At 38.8% G+C, this 24,676-nt stretch carries 22 protein-coding genes and 2 tRNA genes; 12 read left to right on the top strand and 12 right to left on the bottom strand.

Annotation, left to right across the window (positions count from 1 at the left end; genetic code table 11):
- The first annotated feature begins 2 nt into the window (after positions 1-2).
- Entirely contained in the window at positions 3-1,400 is a 1,398-nt protein-coding gene (locus MJ761_RS01340; RefSeq protein ID WP_093091290.1) for a 3'-5' exonuclease family protein, read from the top strand.
- On the top strand, positions 1,384-2,646 hold the full coding sequence (locus MJ761_RS01345) for a Y-family DNA polymerase (RefSeq protein WP_093091292.1): 1,263 nt from the start codon (positions 1,384-1,386) through the stop codon (positions 2,644-2,646). The genes MJ761_RS01340 and MJ761_RS01345 overlap by 17 nt, the downstream gene beginning before the upstream one ends.
- 864 nt (positions 2,647-3,510) lie before the next feature.
- Here the strand turns inward: MJ761_RS01345 and MJ761_RS01350 are convergent.
- Together MJ761_RS01350 and MJ761_RS01355 are read right to left on the bottom strand one after the other, a co-directional pair.
- The gene (locus tag MJ761_RS01350; RefSeq protein WP_093091294.1) at positions 3,511-3,912 is read right to left on the bottom strand and encodes a hypothetical protein; all 402 of its coding nucleotides are present in this window, start codon (positions 3,910-3,912) and stop codon (positions 3,511-3,513) included.
- A 459-nt stretch (positions 3,913-4,371) separates the two neighbouring features.
- Positions 4,372-4,896, bottom strand: a complete 525-nt coding sequence (locus MJ761_RS01355) for a hypothetical protein (RefSeq protein ID WP_093091296.1) — start codon at positions 4,894-4,896, stop codon at positions 4,372-4,374.
- Positions 4,897-5,083: 187 nt separating this feature from the next.
- Between MJ761_RS01355 and MJ761_RS01360 the strand changes: the two genes are divergently transcribed.
- Positions 5,084-5,383: a transposase gene (locus MJ761_RS01360; protein WP_239450457.1), complete on the top strand. Its 300-nt coding sequence runs from the start codon at positions 5,084-5,086 to the stop codon at positions 5,381-5,383.
- Positions 5,380-6,219 (top strand): IS3 family transposase, encoded by an 840-nt coding sequence (locus MJ761_RS01365; RefSeq protein ID WP_239392844.1) that lies wholly within the window; start codon positions 5,380-5,382, stop codon positions 6,217-6,219. The genes MJ761_RS01360 and MJ761_RS01365 overlap by 4 nt, the downstream gene beginning before the upstream one ends.
- A 373-nt stretch (positions 6,220-6,592) precedes the next feature.
- Here MJ761_RS01365 and MJ761_RS01370 read toward each other — a convergent pair whose 3' ends face one another.
- The 8 genes from MJ761_RS01370 to MJ761_RS01410 form a co-directional block, all read right to left on the bottom strand.
- Positions 6,593-6,832 carry a hypothetical protein gene (locus tag MJ761_RS01370; protein WP_093093113.1) on the bottom strand — a complete coding sequence of 80 codons (240 nt, stop codon included), beginning with the start codon at positions 6,830-6,832 and terminating at the stop codon, positions 6,593-6,595.
- 109 nt (positions 6,833-6,941) lie between these two features.
- The gene (locus tag MJ761_RS01375) at positions 6,942-7,184 is read right to left on the bottom strand and encodes a hypothetical protein (protein WP_093093111.1); all 243 of its coding nucleotides are present in this window, start codon (positions 7,182-7,184) and stop codon (positions 6,942-6,944) included.
- A 286-nt stretch (positions 7,185-7,470) separates the two neighbouring features.
- Positions 7,471-7,887: a hypothetical protein gene (locus MJ761_RS01380; protein WP_093093109.1), complete on the bottom strand. Its 417-nt coding sequence runs from the start codon at positions 7,885-7,887 to the stop codon at positions 7,471-7,473.
- A gap of 586 nt (positions 7,888-8,473) precedes the next feature.
- Complete coding sequence (locus MJ761_RS01385) at positions 8,474-9,121, bottom strand: hypothetical protein (RefSeq protein ID WP_093093107.1); 648 nt, start codon at positions 9,119-9,121, stop codon at positions 8,474-8,476.
- Between the two features lie 1,471 nt (positions 9,122-10,592).
- On the bottom strand, positions 10,593-11,039 hold the full coding sequence (locus MJ761_RS01390) for a YbbD-related protein (RefSeq protein WP_093093103.1): 447 nt from the start codon (positions 11,037-11,039) through the stop codon (positions 10,593-10,595).
- 609 nt (positions 11,040-11,648) lie between these two features.
- Positions 11,649-11,879: an IS3 family transposase gene (locus MJ761_RS01395; RefSeq protein WP_239392834.1), complete on the bottom strand. Its 231-nt coding sequence runs from the start codon at positions 11,877-11,879 to the stop codon at positions 11,649-11,651.
- Between the two features lie 837 nt (positions 11,880-12,716).
- A tRNA-Lys gene (locus MJ761_RS01405) sits at positions 12,717-12,792 on the bottom strand.
- Between the two features lie 2 nt (positions 12,793-12,794).
- A tRNA-Asn gene (locus tag MJ761_RS01410) sits at positions 12,795-12,870 on the bottom strand.
- 613 nt (positions 12,871-13,483) lie between these two features.
- Between MJ761_RS01410 and atoD the strand changes: the two genes are divergently transcribed.
- From atoD to MJ761_RS01440, 6 genes are all read left to right on the top strand, one after another.
- Complete coding sequence (atoD, locus tag MJ761_RS01415; protein ID WP_093093099.1) at positions 13,484-14,140, top strand: acetate CoA-transferase subunit alpha; 657 nt, start codon at positions 13,484-13,486, stop codon at positions 14,138-14,140.
- An 11-nt stretch (positions 14,141-14,151) separates the two neighbouring features.
- A complete protein-coding gene (locus MJ761_RS01420; protein ID WP_093093097.1) occupies positions 14,152-14,817 on the top strand; it encodes a 3-oxoacid CoA-transferase subunit B in 666 nt (221 codons plus the stop codon).
- On the top strand, positions 14,814-16,160 hold the full coding sequence (locus tag MJ761_RS01425; RefSeq protein ID WP_093093095.1) for a TIGR00366 family protein: 1,347 nt from the start codon (positions 14,814-14,816) through the stop codon (positions 16,158-16,160). The genes MJ761_RS01420 and MJ761_RS01425 overlap by 4 nt, the downstream gene beginning before the upstream one ends.
- 18 nt (positions 16,161-16,178) lie before the next feature.
- Positions 16,179-17,360, top strand: a complete 1,182-nt coding sequence (locus MJ761_RS01430) for an acetyl-CoA C-acetyltransferase (RefSeq protein WP_093093093.1) — start codon at positions 16,179-16,181, stop codon at positions 17,358-17,360.
- 213 nt (positions 17,361-17,573) lie between these two features.
- A complete protein-coding gene (gene atoS, locus MJ761_RS01435; RefSeq protein WP_093093091.1) occupies positions 17,574-19,394 on the top strand; it encodes a two-component system sensor histidine kinase AtoS in 1,821 nt (606 codons plus the stop codon).
- A gap of 20 nt (positions 19,395-19,414) precedes the next feature.
- Positions 19,415-20,809: a sigma 54-interacting transcriptional regulator gene (locus tag MJ761_RS01440; RefSeq protein ID WP_093093089.1), complete on the top strand. Its 1,395-nt coding sequence runs from the start codon at positions 19,415-19,417 to the stop codon at positions 20,807-20,809.
- 220 nt (positions 20,810-21,029) lie between these two features.
- On the opposite strand, the gene MJ761_RS01445 is transcribed toward MJ761_RS01440, so the two are convergent.
- A complete protein-coding gene (locus tag MJ761_RS01445) occupies positions 21,030-21,806 on the bottom strand; it encodes an exodeoxyribonuclease III (RefSeq protein WP_093093087.1) in 777 nt (258 codons plus the stop codon).
- 76 nt (positions 21,807-21,882) lie between these two features.
- Between MJ761_RS01445 and pyrE the strand changes: the two genes are divergently transcribed.
- Together pyrE and MJ761_RS01455 are read left to right on the top strand one after the other, a co-directional pair.
- Entirely contained in the window at positions 21,883-22,521 is a 639-nt protein-coding gene (gene pyrE / locus MJ761_RS01450) for an orotate phosphoribosyltransferase (protein ID WP_093093085.1), read from the top strand.
- A gap of 90 nt (positions 22,522-22,611) precedes the next feature.
- Positions 22,612-23,175, top strand: a complete 564-nt coding sequence (locus MJ761_RS01455; RefSeq protein WP_093093083.1) for a DedA family protein — start codon at positions 22,612-22,614, stop codon at positions 23,173-23,175.
- Positions 23,176-23,375: 200 nt separating this feature from the next.
- Here MJ761_RS01455 and MJ761_RS01460 read toward each other — a convergent pair whose 3' ends face one another.
- The gene (locus MJ761_RS01460; protein ID WP_093093081.1) at positions 23,376-24,518 is read right to left on the bottom strand and encodes a porin; all 1,143 of its coding nucleotides are present in this window, start codon (positions 24,516-24,518) and stop codon (positions 23,376-23,378) included.
- Positions 24,519-24,676 lie beyond the last annotated feature (158 nt).

Raw genomic sequence — 24,676 nt, forward strand, 5'->3', positions numbered from 1 at the left:
TCATGTTATCAGATCAACAACTTGCCTTTGTCGATATCGAAACTACCGGTGGCCGTACTACCAGCGATCGCATTACCGAAATCGCCGTCGTCTACACTGAAGCTGGTCAGCAACAGCCACAGGTTTTCCACACCCTGCTAAATCCCAACACCAGCATTCCACCTTTCATTCAGGCTCTTACCGGCATCAGCAACCAAATGGTAGAACAGGCACCACATTTCAACGACGAAATTGCCGATCAGCTCAGTGCCATTTTCAAAGGGCGTATCTTCGCCGCCCACAACGTACGCTTTGATTACGGCTTCATCAAAGCCGCCTTCAAACGTCTGGGCAGAACCTTCAACCCACAACAACTATGTACCGTCAAACTGTCACGTCAGCTTTACCCTGAACACAAACATCATGGGCTGGACAAAATCATTGCCCGTCACAACATCGACATGCACAACCGCCACCGTGCCTTTGCCGATGCACGCGCCATCTACGACTTCTGGCAGCAGCTCAAACACAACTTTCCAGCCGACATACTGCATCAGGCTTGCAAAACCATCATGCAACGCCCCAGCCTGCCCGCCCACCTTAACAACGATATCCTGAAAAACATCAGTGACGATTACGGCGTGTACCTCATATACGGCGATAACGACCTCCCCTTATATATCGGCAAAAGCAAACAAGTTAAAACCCGCCTGCTGAGCCATTTCGGTCAGGATGTACACAACAGCAAAGAAATGAGCCTGTCACAGCAGGCCAAAAAAATAGACGTAATCCCTTGCAGTGGCGAACTGGATGCCCTGCTCACCGAATCTGCACAAATCAAACAGCGCCAGCCTATCCTCAACCGTCGCCTGCGCCGTCAGAAAGACCTGTTCAGCTTCCAGCTCAGTACCAACACACACGGCTACGACACCTTGAACATCGTGCCCATGCATCACGTCCAGTTCAACCAGCAACAGCGCTACTACGGCCTGTTTCACAGCAAAAGCGATGCACAGAAAGCCATCAAAAATACCATCAGCAACACCGACCTGTGTCTGCAAACCCTTGGTATCGAAAAAGGCAGCAGCAACCGCCCCTGCTTCCGCCACCAACTACACCAATGCAGCGGCGCTTGCATCAACAAAATTACTGCCACCACCCACAACCTCAAACTGGCACTGGCCTTACAAAAAATCAAACTGGCCGATTGGCCATTTACCAGCTATGCCTACATCAAAGAACAGCAAAAATACCATATCTTCCATCAATGGATTTATCTGGGTAGCGCCAGTAACAACGACCAACTGCACACCATCCTCAGCCAGCCACAAGGCCAGCTCGATCGAGACATTTATCAAATCATCCAGCAGCACAAACACCGCCTGCAAGCCCTGAATCCCACTCATGTTTGCCCTGATTGACGGCAATAACTTCTATTGCTCCTGCGAAAGAGTTTATCGCCCTGAACTCAAACAACAGCCCATCATCGTCCTGAGTAACAATGATGGCTGCGTCATCTCCCGCTCCAGCGAAGCCAAAGACATCGGCATCAAAATGGGCGTCCCCTATTTCCAGATTCAGCACCTCATTCAGCAGAGAAAACTCACCGTTTTTTCCTCCAATTACGAACTATATGCCGACCTGTCACGGCGCATGATGAACACCATCGCCTCCCTCGTGCCAGCGATTGAAATCTACTCCATCGACGAATGCTTTGCCGACCTGCACAACCTGAATAACCTGCACCAGCTCGGCCACAACATCCGCAACCGCATCCAGCAATGGGTAGGCATACCCACCTGCGTCGGCATCGCACCCACCCGCACTCTGGCCAAATTCTGCAACCATCTGGCCAAACGCTACCGCCACCATTTCAACGGCGTCATCGTCTGGACAGACTGGAATCCCAACATCCAGCAACGCGCCCTTGCCAGCACCCCTGTTAGCGAAATCTGGGGAATCGGCCGCAGAATCGGCCAGAAACTCGCAGCTCAAGGCATCCATACCGCCCTCGACTTCATCAACGCCCATACCCCCACCCTTAGAAAACAATTCGGCGTCGTACTCGAGCGTACCCAGCGCGAAATGCAGGGTTTACCCTGTAGCGAACTCATCATCAACGAAGCCAGTCGCCAGCACATCGTTCGCAGCCGCAGCTTTGGCAACATAATTACCAGCCTCGACGGACTGCAAGCAGCCATCAGCCACCACATCAGTGCTGGTGCGGCCAAACTGCGTCAACAAAACAGCTACGCCCACATCATCAGCATTTTTATCTACACCAACCGCTTTCGCCACGACCAATCCCAATACAACGGCTACCAGTCTATCAAACTGCCACAGCCCAGTGCTGACACCCTCACCCTAAACCATATCGCCCAGAATCTGCTGCGCAACATCTACCGCCCCGGCTACAAATATAAAAAATGCGGCATCGAACTAAGTGGCATTGAACCAGCACAGACATTCCAGCAACAGGACTTACTTTATCCCAGCCAACACAACCACAGCACCAAACTCATGAGCGCATGGGATAGCATCACCAGCCGTTACGGCCGCAACAGCATCCAGCTAGGCAGCGAACTGCAATCCAGCCACTGGCACATGACCCGCGCACAACTCAGCCCGTGCTATACCACCCAGTTTCTGGAAATATTAACTATATAAATACTTTATAGCGTTCCCATAATTAATACAGCAATCAGAATGCCTATTTCATATTTTAGATAATCATCATTATAAAAACCAATTGTAACTCCCCCCTACAACTGCCTTGATGCATTCAATGCAATATAGCATCATAGCCATATTGAACGCCTGCACCTCCATTTACACACTGGCTGATCTTATTGCCATTACCATCCCATATGAAAGCAAGTTAACCTGCTAGTGTCGTCAGTTCTCATGTATAACCTAAAATATCTGGTGAATATCTCTAGACGGGCTTCAATGGTATGAGAATTTATAAATAAGCTATAGCCCGAAAGGCTTAGCTCCTAAATATGCGCCATAACTGCTCAATAATGATATCTGATCCATCATCTGGAGAGCAGGTACCAGAGTTAAGCAATTTAGATTAAATTCTTTCCAAATTTTCATGGATATAACCATATAGTAACGCAAATTCGTCTTAGCCATTATATGTGTCTATGCAAAATGCTGATTGATTATCATCATAAAATTAATTGTCGTTAAAACTTTATCTTTAATCGTATTAAAAATTAGAATTTTTTTCTAACTCCTCTTTGATCAAACCGAAAAAAGAATAGGCTGCATCATAAGAATCTATGCATTGATAATGTTCATTGATTATATAGTTAACAACCCCATAAACATAATAATAAAATGATACAAGAGGCATCCATCTTAAAGTATCGACATACTCTATAGCAATTACCCCGCTTTCAAAATTATCATTACAATTAAAGTCGTGATAATTATTTTATTTATAAAATAAATTCTGTTAGAGAAACTTTGCTAACAATGAATATTTATCGAATTAGTTATATAAAAGTATTATTTAATTTTTATTTATGCTTTAAGTGCAAAGGCTTTGATATAATCATCAAGTGTTGAAATGCTTTCCAAATCAATCGGTTTATTTAATGATTTTTTTCGTTCTATAGCTATTTCTGTTAAATCTTCTAGTTTTGGGTGATCCACACTAATTTGTAATATTCCCATCTCAGCCAGATGATCTTCTGGTCTGAGATAGCCAGAGGGGATATCAAAATTGGTTGCAACTTCATTCCATAACTCTAAAATACTTATTTCAGATAGCTTACTATTTGTATAAAAGGCTAAAATCTCTTGGTCAGATAAATACTTTCTTGTGTCTTTTAATTTATTTAAATATTTATTTTTATGGATTAAGTTTATAGACTCATAAACTATAATATATAAAATCAAAGATATAATTAAAAAAGTTATCATAATATGAGCACTATTTTGTATATGAACATTTATCCAAGCTACAGAGATACTACAACCTATTTCCACACCAAATAAATATCAACCATATCCTATCTAATAAGGTGAAAAGGGTCTACCAGTGTGCCTAATTTGTCTCCAATCCATGTTTTATGTCCACCTATTTAGCCACTACGCATGGCCATTATGCGGATTGATACGGATAGGACGTAATCAATCTTGATAACGCCGCCATCGTGATCGGTTTTGCTATTGAACTGGCCATTTTTATCGTAACCATACTTTCAAACATTACACATAACATCGGTAACTTTAGTTAGCTGTTTACCTGAACAGCTATAACTAAATCGGTACCTGCTGCGGTTGTAGACTTTAATCATATATTACTGTTTATCATAATCAAAACTATATACCGGCTCGTAAATTTTAATCCTATATAATTAATTTGTATTAAATAAAATATTAATTATCCTTATTTAATTTAATATACCTTCTAATATCATTTAATCCATAGGTTGTCAGAAAAGCCAGCACCATCGCCAGCAGTATATAATCAAAAGCATATAGTCTGGATTTTATAGGTATTATATTATTATCCACAACTTGATAAGTAGACCAGACAGTTCTCTCTGGATCTTTAAATTCAGTTTCAATTTGATGACCATTTTCAATTTTCTTTATACTATATGAAAAGCTTGACGGCGTATCATCACCAGCATCCCATTCCTTACGATCAACTTTCTTTGCAGAAATAAAAGAAAAATCTTCCTTTTGAAAATCCTTAAGTTTACTTAAGTTTAATGGATAAAAAGTCTCATCATCAAATACAACTATAGTAAAATCACCATGTAGAGTTTCTTTATCCGCATATCTCATATCGTAATATGAAATTAAATATAAAAAAATCTCTACCAGTAAAAAAAATATTACAAAATTTATTGTATAAATTTTTAGTTTCTCAAAAAAAATATACATTATCTTCTTCATATTTCATCTCCATTAGAAACTTGGATTGCAAAAACAATCCAAGTTTAAAGGTTAATTATATCTTTATATTATACTTGCACTGACAAGTTTCTATTGCTGGTTCAAATATTTCACGTGGATAGGCCACACTAATTCATACAACTTTTTTAGGGGGTAAGATAAACTTAACTCTAAAAAGGAAAAAATGATGAATCAACAAAAACGTGTACAACACTCTTTCAGTGCTGATTTCAAAGCACAAATGGTTAAACTTTATCAGCAAGGAAAATCGCGCAGTGAATTGGTCAAGCAATACGATTTGACACCTTCCGCTTTAGACCGCTGGATAAGCCAATCTAGTAAAAGCGGTTCTTTTAAGACCAAAGATAATCGCACTCCAGAAGAAAATGAACTGATTGCTTTACGAAAAGAGCTTAAGCAACTGCGGATGGAAAACGATATCCTAAAGCAGGCTGCACTGATAATGGCACGAAAATCAAAATCCTGAAAGCAAACCAGCATCGTTATGCTGTAACGGCATTACGTCGCTGCTTAGGGATATCCAGACATTATGCCTATTATCAGTGCAAAACCACTAAACGGAAATTGGTTGCCCATTACGCCGATAAAATATTGACTATTTTTAAACGCAGCTATCAATCCTATGGAACCAGACGCATTCGTTTTGCTTTACAACAAGCAGGTATCAGTGTTTCTCGTCGTTACATTGCCCGAGTAATGAAGTCGCTATCATTGGTATCAAAGTATACGATTAAACGTTATCGAGGGTATCAGATAGCAAGCAATAGTGCAGTCACAGCTAATCATTTACAGCGTCAATTTGATGTAGGTACCAAACAGCAGATTATAGTGGCAGACTTAACCTATATTCGTGTTAACCATTGCTGGAATTATTTGTGTGTACTACTTAATTTATCGAACCGACAGATTGCCGGTTATAGTGTAGGACAACATAAAACAGCAGATTTAGTGATGTCTGCACTAAGTCAAATTAAGCAACCGCTGTCATCATTACATCTGTTTCATTCAGATAGAGGAAAGGAATTTGATAATCAATTGCTAGATAAGTGTTTTAATACATTTAATATACAGCGTTCACTAAGTAAAAAGGGATGTCCGTATGACAATGCAGTGGCAGAAGCAACATTTAAAAGCATTAAAACTGAATTTGTTAAAGGGGAAAAATTCATGACGACTGAAGAATTAGAACAAGCCTTTGCGGCTTATGCTTATTGGTACAATCATAAACGGTTACATTCGTCATTGGGCTATTTGCCTCCGGTAGAATTTAACAAACGGCTACCCCTTAATTTTGTTGTTTGAATAGGTGTTGCCATTCCATCTGGCTTTTGCCCAGATTAGCTTGCCACAAGAGGCTGGAGACTCAGCCACTGTCTGGCCTCCTATCAAACATTCCCCACATTTTGCCATACTGATCCAGCTCAGCTATTAGGTCATCGCTGCCATAGATATAGTAGATGGTCTCCCCGTTTACAGTTATACTGATTTTCCGGCCATACGAGTCGTACTGGTAGCTGGCTATTTCTCCGCTGGTGTTGCTGACTTTACTTAGCCGCTCTGTGGCGTCATAGTTACGGTTTCAACTTTAAATTAAACATTTAAAAATTATTCCACAATATAGTAAATTACAAGATAATTATACTTAATTTTCAACTAAAATATACATCTCTTTAATCTAGTAAAAGTTTTTTCTTTTTAATAATTTAAACTCCAGTTTTGGTTCAGAATAATGAATTAAACCGGCAACATCAGTATCTACCATTATTCCAGTTTTACATATATCTATCCATGATTCATAATTAAATTCAGGAAGATAATCTTTTGAATCAAAAGAACATAATACTATACCAGTCATCCCTCCTTCTAAACTAAGTTTATCTCCCGCCCTTATTTCATCACCATTTGGATAATTCATTTTAACTCCATACTTAAATAAATTTCAATTAATATTAATCACCTAGCATTCTAATCAAATAATAAAACCTAGCCATATATCACTTCTATTCGATCATTCTTATTCAATCCTATGGCTTAGAATCAGCTCTGCTTAATAAAATCAAGTCGTAATCAGGATATGAATAATGGACTAACCCACCACCATATGTCTTAATCATAACCCCCGATTTACATACATCAGTAAATGTTTCGTACTTAAAATCAGGAAAATATTCTTTTGTATCAAAACAACATATAATGATTCCTTCAAGTCCTCCACCAAAAGTGACTACATCACCTAATTCAACTTTTCCACCAGCAGCATAATTCATATACTTTCCTTAATTAGCTATATCTCCATCAAATATTGACCTAAATGGCAAGAGTATGTAACCACCCTGTCATTCAACCCTATCCAACACCTTGGAAATATCATCCTTTCTACTCATCATAATCACAAAAGCAGTTGTATAACAGCCCAGTACCAGCATCTTTGAAAAGCACAATCTTCCAAAATAACGACATCGCCAAGTTCTGCTATTTATAATTAAAAAAGATTAATTAAATCATATTACTAATCAAATAAAGCCCATATAACTAAATTTCATAAATAAAATCTTAATTAACTCTTAATTTAATCCTAAAACACTTCCAAATGTAATTTAATCCATAGATTGTCAGAAGAGCCAGTACCATCGCCAGCAGTATATAATCAAAAGCATATAGTCTGGATTTTATAGGTATTATATTATTATTCACAACTTGATAAGTAGACCAGACAGTTCTCTCTGGATCTTTAAATTCAGTTTCAATTTGATGACCATTTTCGATTTTCTTTATACTATATGAAAAGCTTGACGGCGTATCATCACCAGCATCCCATTCCTTACGATCAACTTTCTTTTCAGAAATAAAAGAAAAATCTTCCTTTTGAAAATCCTTAAGTTTAATTAAGTTTAATGGATAAAAAGTCTCATCATCAAATACAACTATAGTAAAATCACCATGTAGAGTTTCTTTATCCGCATATCTCATATCGTAATATGAAATTAAATATAAAAAAATCTTTATCAGTAAAAAAATATTACAAAATTTATTGTATAAATTTTTAGTTTCTCAAAAAAAATATACATTATTTTCTTCATATTTCATCTCCATAAAAAACATAGATTGCAAAAACAATCCAAGTTTAAAGGTTAATTATATCTTTATATTATACTTGCACTGACCAGTTTCTATTGCTGGTTCAAATATCCCACGTAAAGTTAAACCTTGGCTTAACCAGAAATAAGCTGCTTTTGCTGCATTCTGATGCCTTTTTTGATCCATATTTCGCGTTGGCTCTACCATTGCTTTAAATAAGCACAATATAAATCTATTTTTTGACAATACCTCCGGCTACTACACCCTATGGTTCCATTATCATTCATATCACCCACCTACAACTGTAACAGTCCCCAATATAATCACTGTTAAAAAAATGATGGCCACAGTTTTTTCATTACCGATACCCAAATTTTAATATCCTTAATTAAACAAAATTCAAATTATAATCTTACTACCCACTAAAAAGTGTATGAGCTAATATAACCATCCCCCCCTGACAAAATCATTACCATATCTAATTTTCACCATAAAGCTGATCTATTTTTTTATTGTATTCTATATAGTATTGTTTAAATTTTTCTTTATCCAATAATCTTTTATATAAATATGTTCGCCTATGAATATTAAATAAAATATCTTTTCTACTGTAATTATTTAATTCCTTATCTTTTAGTTTTATTTCCCAATCTTTCAAAGTAAATAATTGAATTTTTTCTTCATCAGACAACCTATTTAATTTTTTTATTAATGCAGCCTCTTTAAATTGGGAGATTAGCGTATAACGATAAATATCATTGCTATTTAGCTTATTTTTTTCTAAATCTATTTTAAATTTTTCATTTCTTAAAATTATAAATGCATGTCGAGCAATGCAGTAGCGATGCGGTTTTTGCCAGTCAACTGGTCTACCTAACTGTTTAAGGTATTCATGTGTTTTAATATACCATTCTTCTTTGTCTTTTTTATTTTTATTAACAGCATCAATATAAAAATATGAATAAGCCTCAAAAGTATCCAACCTAAAAACTACAATAGTGATATACAGATTGTTTTTTTGATTGCTATCCTCTACATCAATAATAAAAGATTTAAAGAATTCATTCTTTCCTGGGCACAATCCTAATATGTCCCAGTGACAATGACCTATTAAATTTTCATACATGATTTATTCCTTTCAATTCATAAAAATAACAAATTATTAAATTTGATAAGTGTCATATATTAGAATTTTCTACCAACTATTATATATAATACTACTTTTATCTAGTCCTATGACTCAGAATCAGCTCTACTTAATAAAATTAAGTCACAATCGGGATATGAATAATTAACTAACCCACCTCCGTGTGTTGCTATCACTATTCCTGTTTTACATACATCGGCAAATGATTCGTATTCAAAATCAAGAAAATATTATTTTTTTATCAAAACAACATATAAAAGTTCCTTCAAGCCCTTCACTAAAAGTGACTTTATCGCCTATTTTAATTTATCCACTAGCAGCATCTATATCTTTATATTTATTCCAAAAGAATTTTCAGTTTGGATTTTAATTTGTTTTGAAGAGATGATAATGATCTTTCTTAAAAGAATAATGTGGTTTTGCAGGAGGAAAAATATCAAGTTGATAAAAAATTGTATCTACAAGAATTTTTCCCTGATATAGTCCTGCATGGAGGACACTTTTTTTAACTTTGCATTCCGCATCAGTATTTACCTTTTGTTCAACGTTTTCTCATTCAGACTCAACAGATTTAGCCATCCCGTACGCACCCATACCAAGCCCGACAACGTTACCCACAATTGCACCAATTAAAGCATCCAGAGGCTCTCCAACTGATCCTCCTACTATAGCACCTATACCAGTAGTGTCTAACCCTGTTGGATCTATCTTTTTATAGGCTTTCCCCTAATATATAGATAAATATTTAACTCGCCATTCAATGTTTTATCTGTACTGGCCGCTGTAAGGCATCATAGCAGTTGGTTTGTTCTGCCTATGGATACGTGATGCTGGCCAGGTTACCATCGGTATCATAGCTGTATTTCAGGTTTTGTTTGGGGTGGCCATAGCTGATTGTTTCCTGCACTACTCGGCCTAATGCATCGCACTGATAGTTGAAGTGGCTATTGGTGTGGTCACTCTGCTGTACGTCTATCAGCTAGTTGTTGGCGTTATATTGGTAGTTGACTGTCTGTTCGGCATTGTCTTCTTCTGCGACGATGTAGTTTTGCTGGCTGATGTTGCCAGCGGCATCGTATTGATACTGTACGCGATTTCCATTGGTCTGTTTCTGCTTTATGAGCTAATTGATATTGTTGTAGCTGTATTCCACATTATTGCCCAGTGTTTTGATTTCTTTGGTCAAGTTATTTCCCTAGTTATAAACGAAAAGAATTTAACAAAAAAACTTTATAATCAATTGGCTATTAATTATTTTAATAGAATATCTATTATAGATAAATATTAATCTATTTATTTAAAACTATATCTTAAATATGTTTAATAATATCTAATATAGGATTTAAACAAATAATTTTAAAATCGATTTATTATCATATAAAATTTATTACATATTTTATAATTTTATCAATTGTACAAAAGGCTTTGTTTAATTAAATTTTATGCTATTTTACTTTTTGCATAAATTAGGATCTATATTCTGTGCATATACGAGCATATATCTATTTTTTGTAGATAATTCACCTATAATATACCAATTTTGGCGTAGCTCTTTCCAAATATTATATTCTGAATACATGCACCATCCTCTATTTATTTTTTTATCCATTTTCTTTAAATGTGCCATTTGAGCACTATTTAGATATAATTGTTCTTTGTTTTCTATTTTATTATTTAAGGTAAAATAAACTTTAAGTTCATTTGTTTCAATATCAGTTTTAACATAAATATTTCTAGACTCCTTTGGAAAGTTTTCTGGTAACCAACTATTCACACCAGCGTCAGGTAAAATATCTGTATATTTTTCATAATATGTTACATTTGATGAATCCAAAAGATCACATCCATAAAGAAAAAATCCATATAAAAATAACAGTTGTGTATAAGATTTTACCATTATAAATATCCTTCATTTTCTAATATTTTCATTGTTTTCTTATAGTTTAGATTAAGGAATTTCCTACATCTATCTTGCCAACTAACATCAACAGGACAACTTAATCAATAATCATTTTGGAATGGCAACACCTATTCAAACAACAAAACTAAGGGGTAGCCGTTTGTTAAATTCTACCTCGGGCAAATAGCCTAACAATGAATGTAACCGTTTATGATTGTATCAATAAGTATAAGCCATAAGGACTTGTTGTCATTCTTCGGTTATCATGAATTTTTTCCCTTTAACAAATTCAGTTTTAATGCTTTTAAATACTGCCGCCGCATTGTTACACGGACATCCTTTTTTACTCAGTGCACATTGTATACTATATGCGTTGAAACATTTATCTAGCAACTAATTATCAAACTCCTTTCCTCTATCTGAATGAAACAGATGTAATGATGACAGCGGTTGCTTAATCTAACTTAGTGCAGACATCACTAAATCTGCTGTTTTATGTTGTCCTACACTATAACCGGCAATCTGTCGGTTAGATAAATTCAGTAGTACACATAAATAATTCCAGCAATGGTTAACACGAATATAGCTTAAGTCTGCCGCTATAATCTACTGTTTGGTACCTACATCAAATTGACGCTGTAAATGATTAGCTGTGACTGCACTATTGCTTGCTATCTGATACCCTCGATAACGTTTAATCGTATACTTTGATACCAATGATAGCGACTTCATTACTCGGGCAATGTAACGACGAGAAACACTGATACCTGCTTGTTGTAAAGCAAAACGAATGCGTCTGGTTCCATAGGATTGATAGCTGCGTTTAAAAATAGTCAATATTTTATCGGCGTAATGGGCAATCAATTTCCGTTTAGGGGTTTTGCACTGATAATAGGGATAATGTCTGGATATCCCTAAGCAGCGACATAATGCCGCTACAGCATAACGATGCTGGTTTGCTTTCAGGATTTTGATTTTCGTGCCATTATCAGTGCAGCCTGCTTTAGGATATCGTTTTCCATCCGTAGCTGCTTAAGCTCTTTTCGTAAAGCAATTAGTTCATTTTCTTCTGGCGTGCGATTATCTTTGGTCTTAAAAGAACCGCTTTGACTAGATTGGCTTATCCAGCGGTCTAAAGCGGAAAGTATTAAATCGTACTGCCTGACCAGCTCACTGCTCGATTTTCTCTGCTAATCAAGTTTAATCATTTATGCTTTGAAATCAGTACTAAAAGTGCATCGTGCGCGTTTTAGTTGATTCATCGTTTTTTCTTTTTAGTTGTTAAGTTTACCTTACCCCCTAAAAAAGTTGTATGAATTAGTGTAGCCTATCTAACACTCAATGGCACTGATTTAGATTTACGTTTGCATGAAAGAAACATCACAGAAATAGATTTAACAGGTGTATGTACCGACATCTGTATTTACATACAGCCGTTGATGCTTATAACTTTAATTATAAAATAGTAATTTATCAACATGTCGTTGCCCGTTTTGATCCCACAGGATACTACTGGGTTTTAAAACATTTTCAAAATAATTTAGAAACCGGCATAATCCAATCATTCAGATTAGTTCATAAATTATGATAATAAACAAACAGCCAGATTATTTAGATATAAAAAAACCTCACCAATGTGAGGTTTAATTCACCTTACCATAAAGTAAGGATTTTTGGTGGGTCGTGAGCGATTCGAACGCTCGACCAACGGATTAAAAGTCCGCTGCTCTACCGACTGAGCTAACGACCCTTTGGCTCCCCGACCAGGGCTCGAACCTGGGACCTGCGGATTAACAGTCCGTCGCTCTACCGACTGAGCTATCAGGGAAAGGAAGAGCGCATTATAGAGACCGTTATTCAGTTCGTCAAGCGTTTTCAGCTACCCTATCTCTAAAATAGGCTATAAATAATGCAAACCTTTGGTAATCTTATATATTTAATTGCAATGATTGCTTTGGTTCTATTAATTGCATTTTTAAATATATTTCATTTGTTTTATTTTCTATTCCACCCCCCCTCTATTTTGTCTCAAATCTAGTGTAATGTTGCTCCGTTTTATGCGTATCAAGAGGATAGCGTATAGATTTATTCGGTCTTACCGCATACTTCTTGATAACTATAAAAATGAGTAATAGTCAAGACAACTTAGACAATAAAAATTTTGTTTTGCTGTTTAAGGTAGAGAGCAATTGCTACCGTGCTTCTTTCTAAGATGATTGATGAGTTATTTCTTATTTTCTTTGTGCAATTTTTTTTGCGTCCATGTGCAAATTTCTGCACCGTCTCCAGTATAAATTGATTGAATTCATTATTAATTTATTATTAATAATCAATATATTATATTTTTATTCTTATGAATCAAATATGGTATACGAATTGCAATAGCAAAGTAGCTATGCTTAAGCATAGATGAATATTTAACGTGCAACAAGGAGTCGTTGATGCAAAAAAAATTAATCACTACCGATAAAATCGGGGATTTTCTTAAAGACGGTATGACGATTATGTATGGCGGTTTTATGGGGTGTGGTACGCCGTCAAAGATTGTTAATACGATTCTGGAATCGGGTATTAAGGACATAACGCTTATCGGTAATGATACAGCTTTTGTAGATACTGGCGTAGGTCCTCTGATTAGTAATAATCAAGTAAAAAAAGTTATTACTTCCCATATCGGCACCAATCGTGAAACAGGCAGAAAAATGATTGCGGGCGAGATTGAGGTTGAACTAGTGCCTCAGGGTACGCTGGCTGAACGGATTCGTTGCGGTGGTGCCGGATTAGGTGGTGTTTTAACACCTACTGGTGTCGGTACGATTGTTGCTGAAGGCAAGGAAATCTTATTGGTTAATGGTCGCGAGTACTTGCTTGAGCTGCCACTGCGGGCTGATTTGGCCATTATACATGCTCATCAGGCTGATTATAACGGTAATCTGGTTTATCAATATGCTGCGCGTAATTTCAATCCTTTGATTGCTACTGCTGCCGATACGGTGATTGCTCAGGTTGATGAGCTGGTAGAAGTTGGTCAGATTCATCCGGATGCTGTGATGACACCAGCAGCATTAGTTGATTTTATGGTTAGCACTAACGATTAAGGGAAATGACAATGGATAAAAAAGAATTAATTGCTCGCCGTGTTGCGCAGGAATTACGCGATGGTGATGTTGTTAATCTGGGGATTGGTTTGCCAACTCAGGTAGTTAACTATTTACCTGAAGGTGTCAATATTACTCTGCAATCAGAAAATGGCTTTCTAGGTTTGGGGCCGAAAACAGTTGACGAACCAAATATTGTCAATGCGGGCGGACAGCCCTGTGGTGTTGTTCCCGGTGCAGCGATGTTTGATAGTGCATTTTCTTTTACGCTGATTCGTGGCGGACACGTGGATGCTTGTGTACTCGGGGGATTGGAAGTTGATCAGCATGCCAATCTGGCAAACTGGATGGTACCGGGCAAAATGGTGCCGGGTATGGGTGGCGCAATGGATCTGGTTACTGGGGCAAAAAAGGTGATTATTGCCATGGAACATTGTACTAAAACTGGTGAACCTAAGATCTTACCTGAATGTAGTTTACCGCTTACAGCTAAAGGCAAGGTAAGTATGGTTATTACTGAGCTGGCAGTATTTGAATTCAGAAATGGGCAGCTGTATTTGATTGAAACGGCTGAAGGAGTGGATGTTGATACGGTAAAAGCGCATACCACAGCAGAATTTATTGTCGCCGATGATTTGCGAACTATGTCCATTACTACAGGAGAACAGGCTTTATGATTTCACGTTTGTCCAGACATACTACTAATCTGGTGAGTAAATACCTGCCTGATCCTTTGATTTTTGCCTTATTGCTTACCTTTATCATTTTTTTTATGGCCTGGGGATTAACGGATTCACAACCGCTAGGTCTGGTGAAAATGTGGGGGGATGGATTCTGGAATTTGTTGGCCTTTGGCATGCAAATGGCGCTGATTGTGGTTACCGGTCATGCTTTAGCCAGTTCACCACCCGTTAAATCTGTTCTGGTTTCTATTGCCTCACTAGCCAAGACTCCTACTCAGGCAGCGATGCTGGTTACCTTTGTGGGTTCTATTGCCTGTATTCTAAACTGGGGATTCGGGCTGGTTGTGGGTGCGATGCTGGCCAAGGAAGTTGCCAGACAAGTTAAGAATGTTGATTATGGATTGCTGATTGCCTGCGCTTATATTGCCTTCATGACATGGGGTGGTGGTTTGTCCGGTTCAATGCCTTTAATGGCTGCAACTCCCGGCAATCCGGTTGCACACCTGATGGTTTCTGATTCCAATCCACAGGGAATTATTCCGATTTCACAGACAATGTTTTCCGCCAGTAATATTTTTATTACAGGCATGCTGATCATCTGCTTACCTCTTCTCGTGCGTTTTATGGTTAGAACTGACGGTAAGGTAAATGTGGTTAATCCTGAGTTACTGGCACCAGAACCTGATTTTCAGCGCAAACTTGACCGGGAAACGGCCACTATAGCTGAAAAACTGGAAGAAAGTAAATTGCTTTCTTTATTGGTGGGGGCACTGGGTATTAGTTATCTGCTGATTTATTTTTATCACAGTGGTTTTAATATCACGATTAATACTGTTAATCTGATTTTTCTGACTGCTGGTGTGTTATTGCACCGTACGCCTATGGCCTATATGCGTGCTGTATCCAATGCAGCCAGAAGCACAGCCGGTATTATTATTCAATTTCCGTTCTATGCGGGCATTCAGTTAATGATGGAACATTCCGGTCTGGGTGGCTTAATTACTGAATTCTTTATCAATATTGCCAGCAAAGATACTTTCCCTATCTGGACATTCTTCAGCTCCGGCATTATCAACTTTGCCGTACCTTCAGGTGGCGGTCATTGGGTTATTCAAGGTCCATTCGTTATTCCGGCTGCGCAGGCTCTGGGCGCTGATTTAGGTAAATCCACTATGGCAATTGCCTATGGTGAACAATGGATGAATATGTTGCAGCCATTCTGGGCATTACCTGCACTGGCCATTGCTGGTCTCGGAGTACGGGACATTATGGGTTACTGTATGACGGCATTAATTTTCACTACGCCCATATTCCTGATTGGATTGTACTTTTTCTAGATAAAAAAGGAGTTTACGATGACAAAAACCGTAATAGTTAGTGCAGCTCGCACGGCCATTGGTAGTTTTAATGGTTCACTGGCCACAGTAAATGCGATTGATTTGGGCAAAACTGTTATTGATGAAGCATTGAAACGTGCTGCACTTGATGCCAGTTTGGTGAATGAAGTTATTATGGGTAATGTGCTACAGGCGGGGCTGGGACAGAATCCTGCCCGACAGGCCGCACTGGGCGCAGGTATTCCCAGCACCGTACCAGCATTTACCATTAATAAGGTATGTGGCAGTGGCCTGAAGTCAGTCGTACTGGCAACACAAAGTATTTTAGCAGGCGACAATGATGTTGTTGTGGCCGGTGGAATGGAAAACATGTCTCAGGCTCCCTATCTGCTTGGCAGCAAAGCACGCTGGGGGCTGAAAATGGGGAATGCGGAACTGTATGACACAATGGTGAATGATGGTTTAACCTGCGCTACCAACCATTATCATATGGGAATTACGGCGGAAAATATTGCCGAACAATATGCTATCAGCCGACAGGAACAGGATGAACTGGCATTGCGTTCACAGCAGCTAGCCACTCAGGCCATTAATAATGGTGAATTTGCAGAAGAAATTGTGCCTGTGACCATCAGTTCGCGTAAGGGCGATATTATCTTTAAACAGGATGAATATCCCAAAGCAGACACCAGTTTGGAAGGTCTGGCTAAACTTCGACCTGCCTTTAAAAAAGATGGCACCGTCACAGCTGGCAATTCCTCAGGCATTAATGATGGTGCGGCTGCCATAGTTCTGATGTCAGAAACCAAAGCCAAAGAATTGGGATTAAAACCACTGGCGTATATTCGCAGCTATGCATCTGGTGGTGTAGATCCCAGCGTAATGGGTCTGGGCCCGGTACCGGCAACCCGACTGGCTTTACAAAAAGCCTCACTGGAGCTATCTGACATCGATTTAATTGAGGCAAATGAAGCTTTCGCTGCCCAGTTTCTCGGGGTGGGACGTGAGCTGAATTTTGATATGGACAAAACCAATATACATGGTGGTGCCATTGCACTGGGTCACCCTATTGGCGCCAGTGGCGCACGTATTCTGATTACTCTGCTTTATTCCATGCTCCATCGTGATAAACAGCTGGGACTGGCAACATTGTGTATCGGTGGCGGACAAGGTACAACAGTCATTCTGGAACGCTGTTAACAATAACCCGATAATACTAATGGTTATATTTGGTTATCGGGTATGTTATTAAGTTAAGCAGTCAGGCAATATGGAATTCATCTGATATTGCCTGACTTGTTAAACTGAATAATTTACCCGATAATTCAAATTAATTTAGATGAATATTTCAGCTGATAGCTGGTCTGATACTGCAACACTAGTTTATTGATAATCATGGATATCTGAGCACTTATGCATGCCTTTTTACTTCAGCGCCTGTATCCAGACAGAATCAGTGCCCGTATTTTTTTGCTGGTAACATTTCTGTCCTGTTTTTCAATTTTTATTTGTGCAGTATTAATTGATAAAGAAGGACGTGAGCTACTCAGGCAGGAAAAAAGCCAAAAACTCTATGCTGTTACAAAAACATTAGATTTGCTTTTAGGGGATGCCTATCAGCACATTGATAAGAATTTACCCAAGGCACAGCAGATTGCACAACTTAATCAGTATCTGTCTCCCAGAGTTGAGCCGTTACTGAAAGATATGCCGAGTATTGCGGCCGGTTATTATCACAAACAGCTGGATGCGATTATAGTCTATGCGCCACAATCTGCGTACGGTGTAAATGTTGGAAAATCTATTGCTGCCACACACAAAGGGCGCAAAGTGATGCAAAGTGGCCTGCACATGATTGATATTGGTGAACAGGTTAGAGGCAATATCATGAATGCCATGATTCCTATTGTGCGCAATAACCAGATCCTTGGTTATATCTGGGCTAATGAAACATTGGATGATATTGAAAAACAAACATTTGTATTTGACAAGAGTGTTATAACCATCAGCTTAATTTGTATGCTAAGCTGTATCTGTATTGCATCTTTTTTATCCAGAAAGCTGAATACTGATGTTAATTTAATCAGACAAGGCTTGGAAAAACTGCCCTTTTCACTTGATTTGCGCCTGCCTGTTATTCGCGGAGAATTAAATGAAATTGTGAATGGAATCAACAATCTGGCTGAAAAGCTCAGAAAAACCAAAACCATGAACGAATTGATTCTGGAAAACACACTGGATGGCGTGATTACTGTAGATAATAATGGTTCCATAACCATGTTAAATCCGGCAGCAGAAAAAATAACCGGTTATCAGCTTGAACAAATACTGGGGCAACCTTATACAACCATAATCGATGATAAAAATTTTCAAAGCCCGTTATTGGATACCTTATACAATGGTATTGATCATATCGGGGTCGAGGTAGATTTTCCGGTTGCCGGACGAATCATCAGAATTTCTGCCAGTACCAGCCACCTAAAAAATCATCAAGGTCAAATAATTGGCGCAGTGGTTATTTTTAAAGATATCACTGAGAGAAAAGAAGTAGAAAAATTAATCCAGCAAACAGAACGTCTGGTTGCGCTGGGTGAATTGATGGCAGGCATTGCTCATGAAATCCGCAATCCATTGGCAGCAGTACGCGGTTTTGTCCAGTATCTGCAAAATGATGTCTCACGCACGGAACAAAATGAATATATTGACATTATTCTGAAAGAAGTTGATTCCATCAATCTGGTCATCCAGCAACTGCTGGATTTCTCAGTGCCCTCTAAAAACTATTATGTTTCTGTGCAGTTAAATACTTTGATTGAAGAAGTACTGGTATTGATTAACTCATCACACCGATCAAATAACATCAACCTAACTCTTACTTTAACCAATCCGTTACCATCGCTGTATCTGGATAAAGAATTAATCAAACAGGCATTATTGAATTTATTAATTAATGCTATTCAGGCAATCAAAGATCACGGTGATATTGAAATATCTACATTATTGTCTGAAAACCAGAAGTATCAATTGATTCGGATAAAAGATAACGGTGAAGGTATAAAAAAAGAATTGATGGATAAAATCTTTATGCCGTTTTTTACAACCAAAATTTCTGGTACAGGCCTTGGGCTGGCTATGGTACAGAAAATAGTTTCTTCTCATAAAGGAAAAATCAGCATTAAAAATAATGAGAACAGCAGTGGTGTTACTGTTGAAGTAGCACTTCCCATTAACTGATACAAGATAATCTGTAATTTATGTCGGAAAAAATCTTAATTGTCGAAGATGAACTGAATCTACGCAAATTATTGTCCATTTTTTTATCACAGGAACAGTATCATGTTATTACTGTTGATAATGCAGAAGATGCTATTAAAATATTAGCGCAGCAGCCTATTGACTTAGTTTTAATGGATAACCGCTTACCACAAATGACCGGACTGGAAGCGCTGAAAATAATTAAAGAGCTTCATCCGGAAATATTTATCATACTGATGACGGCTTATGCTGGTGTTGATACAGCTGTTGAAGCTTTAAAACTGGGAGCAATTGATTACATTGTTAAACCCTTTGATCTCAATGAGCTTAAAGCATTGGTAAAGCGTACCTTAGAATTAAGCAAGGCTAAAAAGCAAGGGATCGATTTATCTCCAAAAATCGAATTATCCAATTCTGATACTAAAAGGCATATCCTCACTAACAGCCCGAATATGATGGAACTGTGCCGCAATATCGCGAAAATATCACAAACCAGAACTACCGTATTAATCACAGGCGAAAGCGGTACCGGTAAGGAATTAGTCGCAAAAACCATTCATTACTATAGTACGCGTTCAACCGGCCCTTTTATCAAAGTCAATTGTGGTGCATTACCGGAAACTTTACTGGAAAGTACACTATTTGGACATGAAAAAGGATCATTTACAGGTGCTTACCAACGCCAGATCGGCTTATTTGAACGTGCACATCAGGGCACACTTTTTCTGGATGAAGTAGCAGAAATGTCGACTAACCTACAGGTAAAACTTCTGCGGGTAATTCAGGAAAGAGAATTTGAACCAATCGGTGGTACCAGATTAATCAAAACTGACTTTAGACTAATTGCAGCCACTAATCGTAGCCTACCGGATATGATCAGCAGTGGTGAATTCCGCGAAGATTTATTTTACCGGCTTAATGTAATGGAATTAAGCCTACCACCTTTACGCGACAGAAAAAATGATGTCATGCTGCTGGCTCGCTACTTTGCCAATCAGTTTTGTCATGAAAACAATAAGGAATTACTTGACTTTACCATCAGTGCAGTAGAGGTACTCAACCAATATCCATGGCCGGGCAATGTACGCGAATTATCCAATGCCATTGAACATGCGGTAGTGATGTCTAATGGTCTGTTTATTTATCCGCAAGATCTTCCAGCGCATATTATTGCCCATAAAAAAACGCCTGATTTTAATCCCGATTTTGGTGAAGATGAGCAATCCAGTGCCACCTTAAAGGAAAAAGTTAAGATTTATGAAAAGGAACTCATTATCAATGAATTAAAACTAAACCGTGGGCATCGGGAAAATACCGCCCGTTCACTAGGCATTAGTAAAAGAACGTTGCTATATAAAATGCAGGAATACGAGATTGCAGAAACCATTAATTAAACGTGATAAAACCAACGATATGGAGGCATTCTTAACGATCTGATGCTGGATGACAGATATAGCATTCCAGCCTAGTTATTCCGGCAGCCAGAAATAAACCCAAGCTTCACCATGTTGACGCACATACAATTTCCAAGCCTCCAAATCCGAACTTGGTATTGTATGTACGCATTCAGCTAAAAAAACATAACTGGGTCACAAACACCACTTCGTAACTTATTTAAAATGACTCATAAGCATAATCAACGATTAACGGTGCATGATCGGAAAATTTTTCATCCTTATAGATAGCTGCGGTTTGCGCACAAGCGGCAAGATTTGGCGTTGCCAGCTGGTAATCAATACGCCAGCCCACATCTTTTGCATAAGCTTGTCCACGATTACTCCACCATGTATAGCCGGGTATTTCTGGATACAGAGTACGCCAGATATCCACCCAGCCCAGCTCGTCAATTACTCGACTAAGCCACTGTCGTTCTTCGGGCAGAAAACCAGAATTTTTCAAATTACCACGCCAGTTTTTTAAATCAATATTCTGATGCGCAATATTCCAGTCACCACAAATTACAATATCGCGTTGCAATGCTTGTAATTCACGTAGCACCGGTAGAAATTTATCCAGAAAACTAAACTTAGCCTGCTGCCGCTCCTCCGAACTGCTGCCCGATGGCAAATACAATGAAATAACCGTCAACTTGCCAAAATCAGCGCGTACATAGCGCCCTTCATGGTCAAAATCTTCCCAGCCTAGCCCAATCTGAATAGCATCGGGCTTTCGCTTACTATATATGGCCACACCACTGTAACCACGTTTAACTGCGGTATGCCACACACCATACATGCCCAATGGATGCTTCATCTCCTCGGTCATATCAGCTTCCTGAGCTTTTAACTCCTGTACACACACAATATCAGCCTGTGCCTGTGCCAGATAATCAATAAAACCCTTACTGGTGGCTGAACGTATACCGTTTACATTGGCAGAGATAATGCGCATCCGCATGTCCTTTCGTTTAATGCTAAAATTTAAAGCTTAATTTGTTTAATACGTCATTTTATCACCAAGGATAATTATGTCTGATTTCCGTCAGGACTTTCTCCACTTTGCCCTGCAACAGAATGTTTTAAAGTTTGGTCAGTTCACCACTAAGGCCGGCAGACAGTCGCCCTATTTCTTTAATGCCGGTTTGTTTAACGATGGCTACAGCATTCTGCAACTGGCTCGCTTCTATGCCCGCTCCATTCTGGCTAGCAATATAAAATTTGATATGCTGTTCGGACCTGCCTACAAAGGCATTATATTGGCCGCCGCCACTGCAATGATGCTGGCAGAAGAAGGACGCAATGTGCCATATGCCTATAACCGTAAAGAAGCAAAAGACCATGGTGAAGGTGGTGTACTGGTGGGTGCGCCATTACAGGGACGCGTACTCATTATTGATGACGTCATTTCAGCCGGTACTTCAGTACGCGAATCAGTAGCCATTATTCAGCGTGAAGGTGCACTTACTGCTGGTGTGGCTATTGCACTTGATCGCATGGAAAAAGGTCAGGGAACACAATCAGCCGTACAGGAAGTACAACAGCAGTATCATATACCCGTAACAGCAATTGCCACACTGGAGGATTTACTGCGCTTGCTGGAAAATGATCCCACACTGGCCAGCTACCATCAACCAGTAGCAGCTTATCGCCAACAATATGGTGTGTAAAGTTTGTCTGGTTCTGGCAAAAAAGATTGCTTTAACGGTTCATGTAATCTTATGTTTATAAATTGATTATCTTTACTGCGTATCTACCAGATGAATGTTGAACAGTTACTCAATCATTATGGCTATCTGGCCATCTTTATTGGCAGTATTCTGGAGGGCGAAACCATTCTCACGCTGGCTGGTTTTTTTGTACACAAAGGCTATCTGTTGTTTGTACCCTCCATTTTGTGTGCTACTGCTGGCGGCATGATTGGTGATCAAGTGTGCTTTTTACTTGGCCGTTATTATGGCACGCGTTTGTTGCAACACTTTCCCAAACTGGATCCGCTGGTAGAAAAAACCAATCGTTTATTGAGCAAGCACAGCTCAATTATTATTATTGGCGTGCGCTTTATGTATGGTCTACGCATTGCTGGCCCCATCGCTATCGGTATGAGCAAAGTATCCTTTTCCCGTTTCCTCTTACTGAATGCACTGGGCGCGTTATTCTGGGCAACCATCATCGTTAGTTTTGGCTATTTGTTCGGTCAATCAGCACAATGGTTATTTACACAATTTCAACAGTATACAAAATTGCTTTTTGCCCTTATTTTACTGATCGCTGTAATCGTTCTTTCCATATACTGGTATAGCAAACAACGCCGTAATAAATAAAGCAGAAAGCTGATTCTGATTCATATCAGCGATAAGTAAACTGCCCCTATCTATATCAATGTTTGAGTAAATAGGAAAATATTTTCCACTAAACAGACAACTTAATCACAGCCTGATCTGTTTTATCCAGCCAACCAAAAACAATAAACCCCGCTGTGGCGGGGTTTATTGTTTTTCTAAAATCAGCTAACACTACCTGATCAGAAAGTATGTTTCAAACCAACACCAAAGGCAGTGGTTTTGTTTTTACCTTTGCTTTGATTCAGTTCATCGTAGCCATTTCCTTCGCGCAGCCAGCCTGCCTGAATATTAGCAGTAGTATGTTTAGAGAAGTCGTAATCTGCACCTAATACAACCTGATCATATTTGGTGTTTTTCTCTTTGCTACCGTTAATTTTTACATCCCAGCCATGAGCATAGGAGATTTTCGGGAAAACATTATTGAAGTGGTAGCCAAGGGTCAAAACAGCTTCCTGTCCCCGGTTATCCCAAGTCACATTATGATCACCAATATTCATAGTGTTTAAATTACCCTCTCCGCCTACGGGAATTGATACGCCTTTCAATCCACGGAAATAGGAGCTGGTATTTTTACTATATTGATAACCCACACCTACAAACAGATCATTGGCATCATAGCCACCTTCAAGACGATGCACCTGACCATCTTTAAGTTTGGTGTGACCAGATTCAGAAATCATGGCAGCAGAATTTTTCAGGAAGTTAAAGCCGTATTTTGCAAAATAACCGGCATTATGGTAATTCAGACCCACGCTATACTTATCGCCAGCGCCCATACCGTAATCATACTCACTGTTACGATTGCCACCATTTACATTATCACGTGGAGAGTACAGCGCATTGAATTTGAAACCGGCCCATTCTGGTGAATCATAGGCAATACCTACGTAACGCTCACCAGTGCGGGTAAATTTGCCCAGACCTAAAACTTCATTGTTGTATTCCCATGGGTCAACAACGTCCATATTGGCTTTCATGGCATTGCTGATACGACCCGCACGAACTGTACCAAAATCAGTTTGTAAACCGATAAAAGAGTCACGGTTAGCCCAGCCATCAGCTTTACCATTACTATTACCTAAATGAATGGCAGATTCTACCTGCCAGATAGCTTTCAGACCGTTACCCAAATCTTCAGAACCTTTAAAGCCAATCCGTGAACCATAGTCAGCAATCCCATTCTGGTATGGGCCGCGGCTATCGCCACTGGTTTTAGTAGAAGATACTTCATAGCCTGCTTTCATTTGGCCGTACAATACAACCTCTGCCATAGCAGCAACTGGCAAAGTAGTCAAAGCCAAAGCAATCAGGGTTTTTTTCATTACTGTATTCCTAGTTTTAACGTCAAAAATACAAACTTCAAAAACCAAATGAAGAGCTTTTGAAGTTTTACATCAATCGCCATCATGACGAGTGTGCGGAATATACTGGTGAGATTATAAAAAAGCAAACTACGGATTCTGCATATCAGATTGGCGTA

Source organism: Snodgrassella communis (assembly GCF_914768045.1).
Classification (GTDB): Bacteria; Pseudomonadota; Gammaproteobacteria; order Burkholderiales; family Neisseriaceae; genus Snodgrassella; species Snodgrassella communis.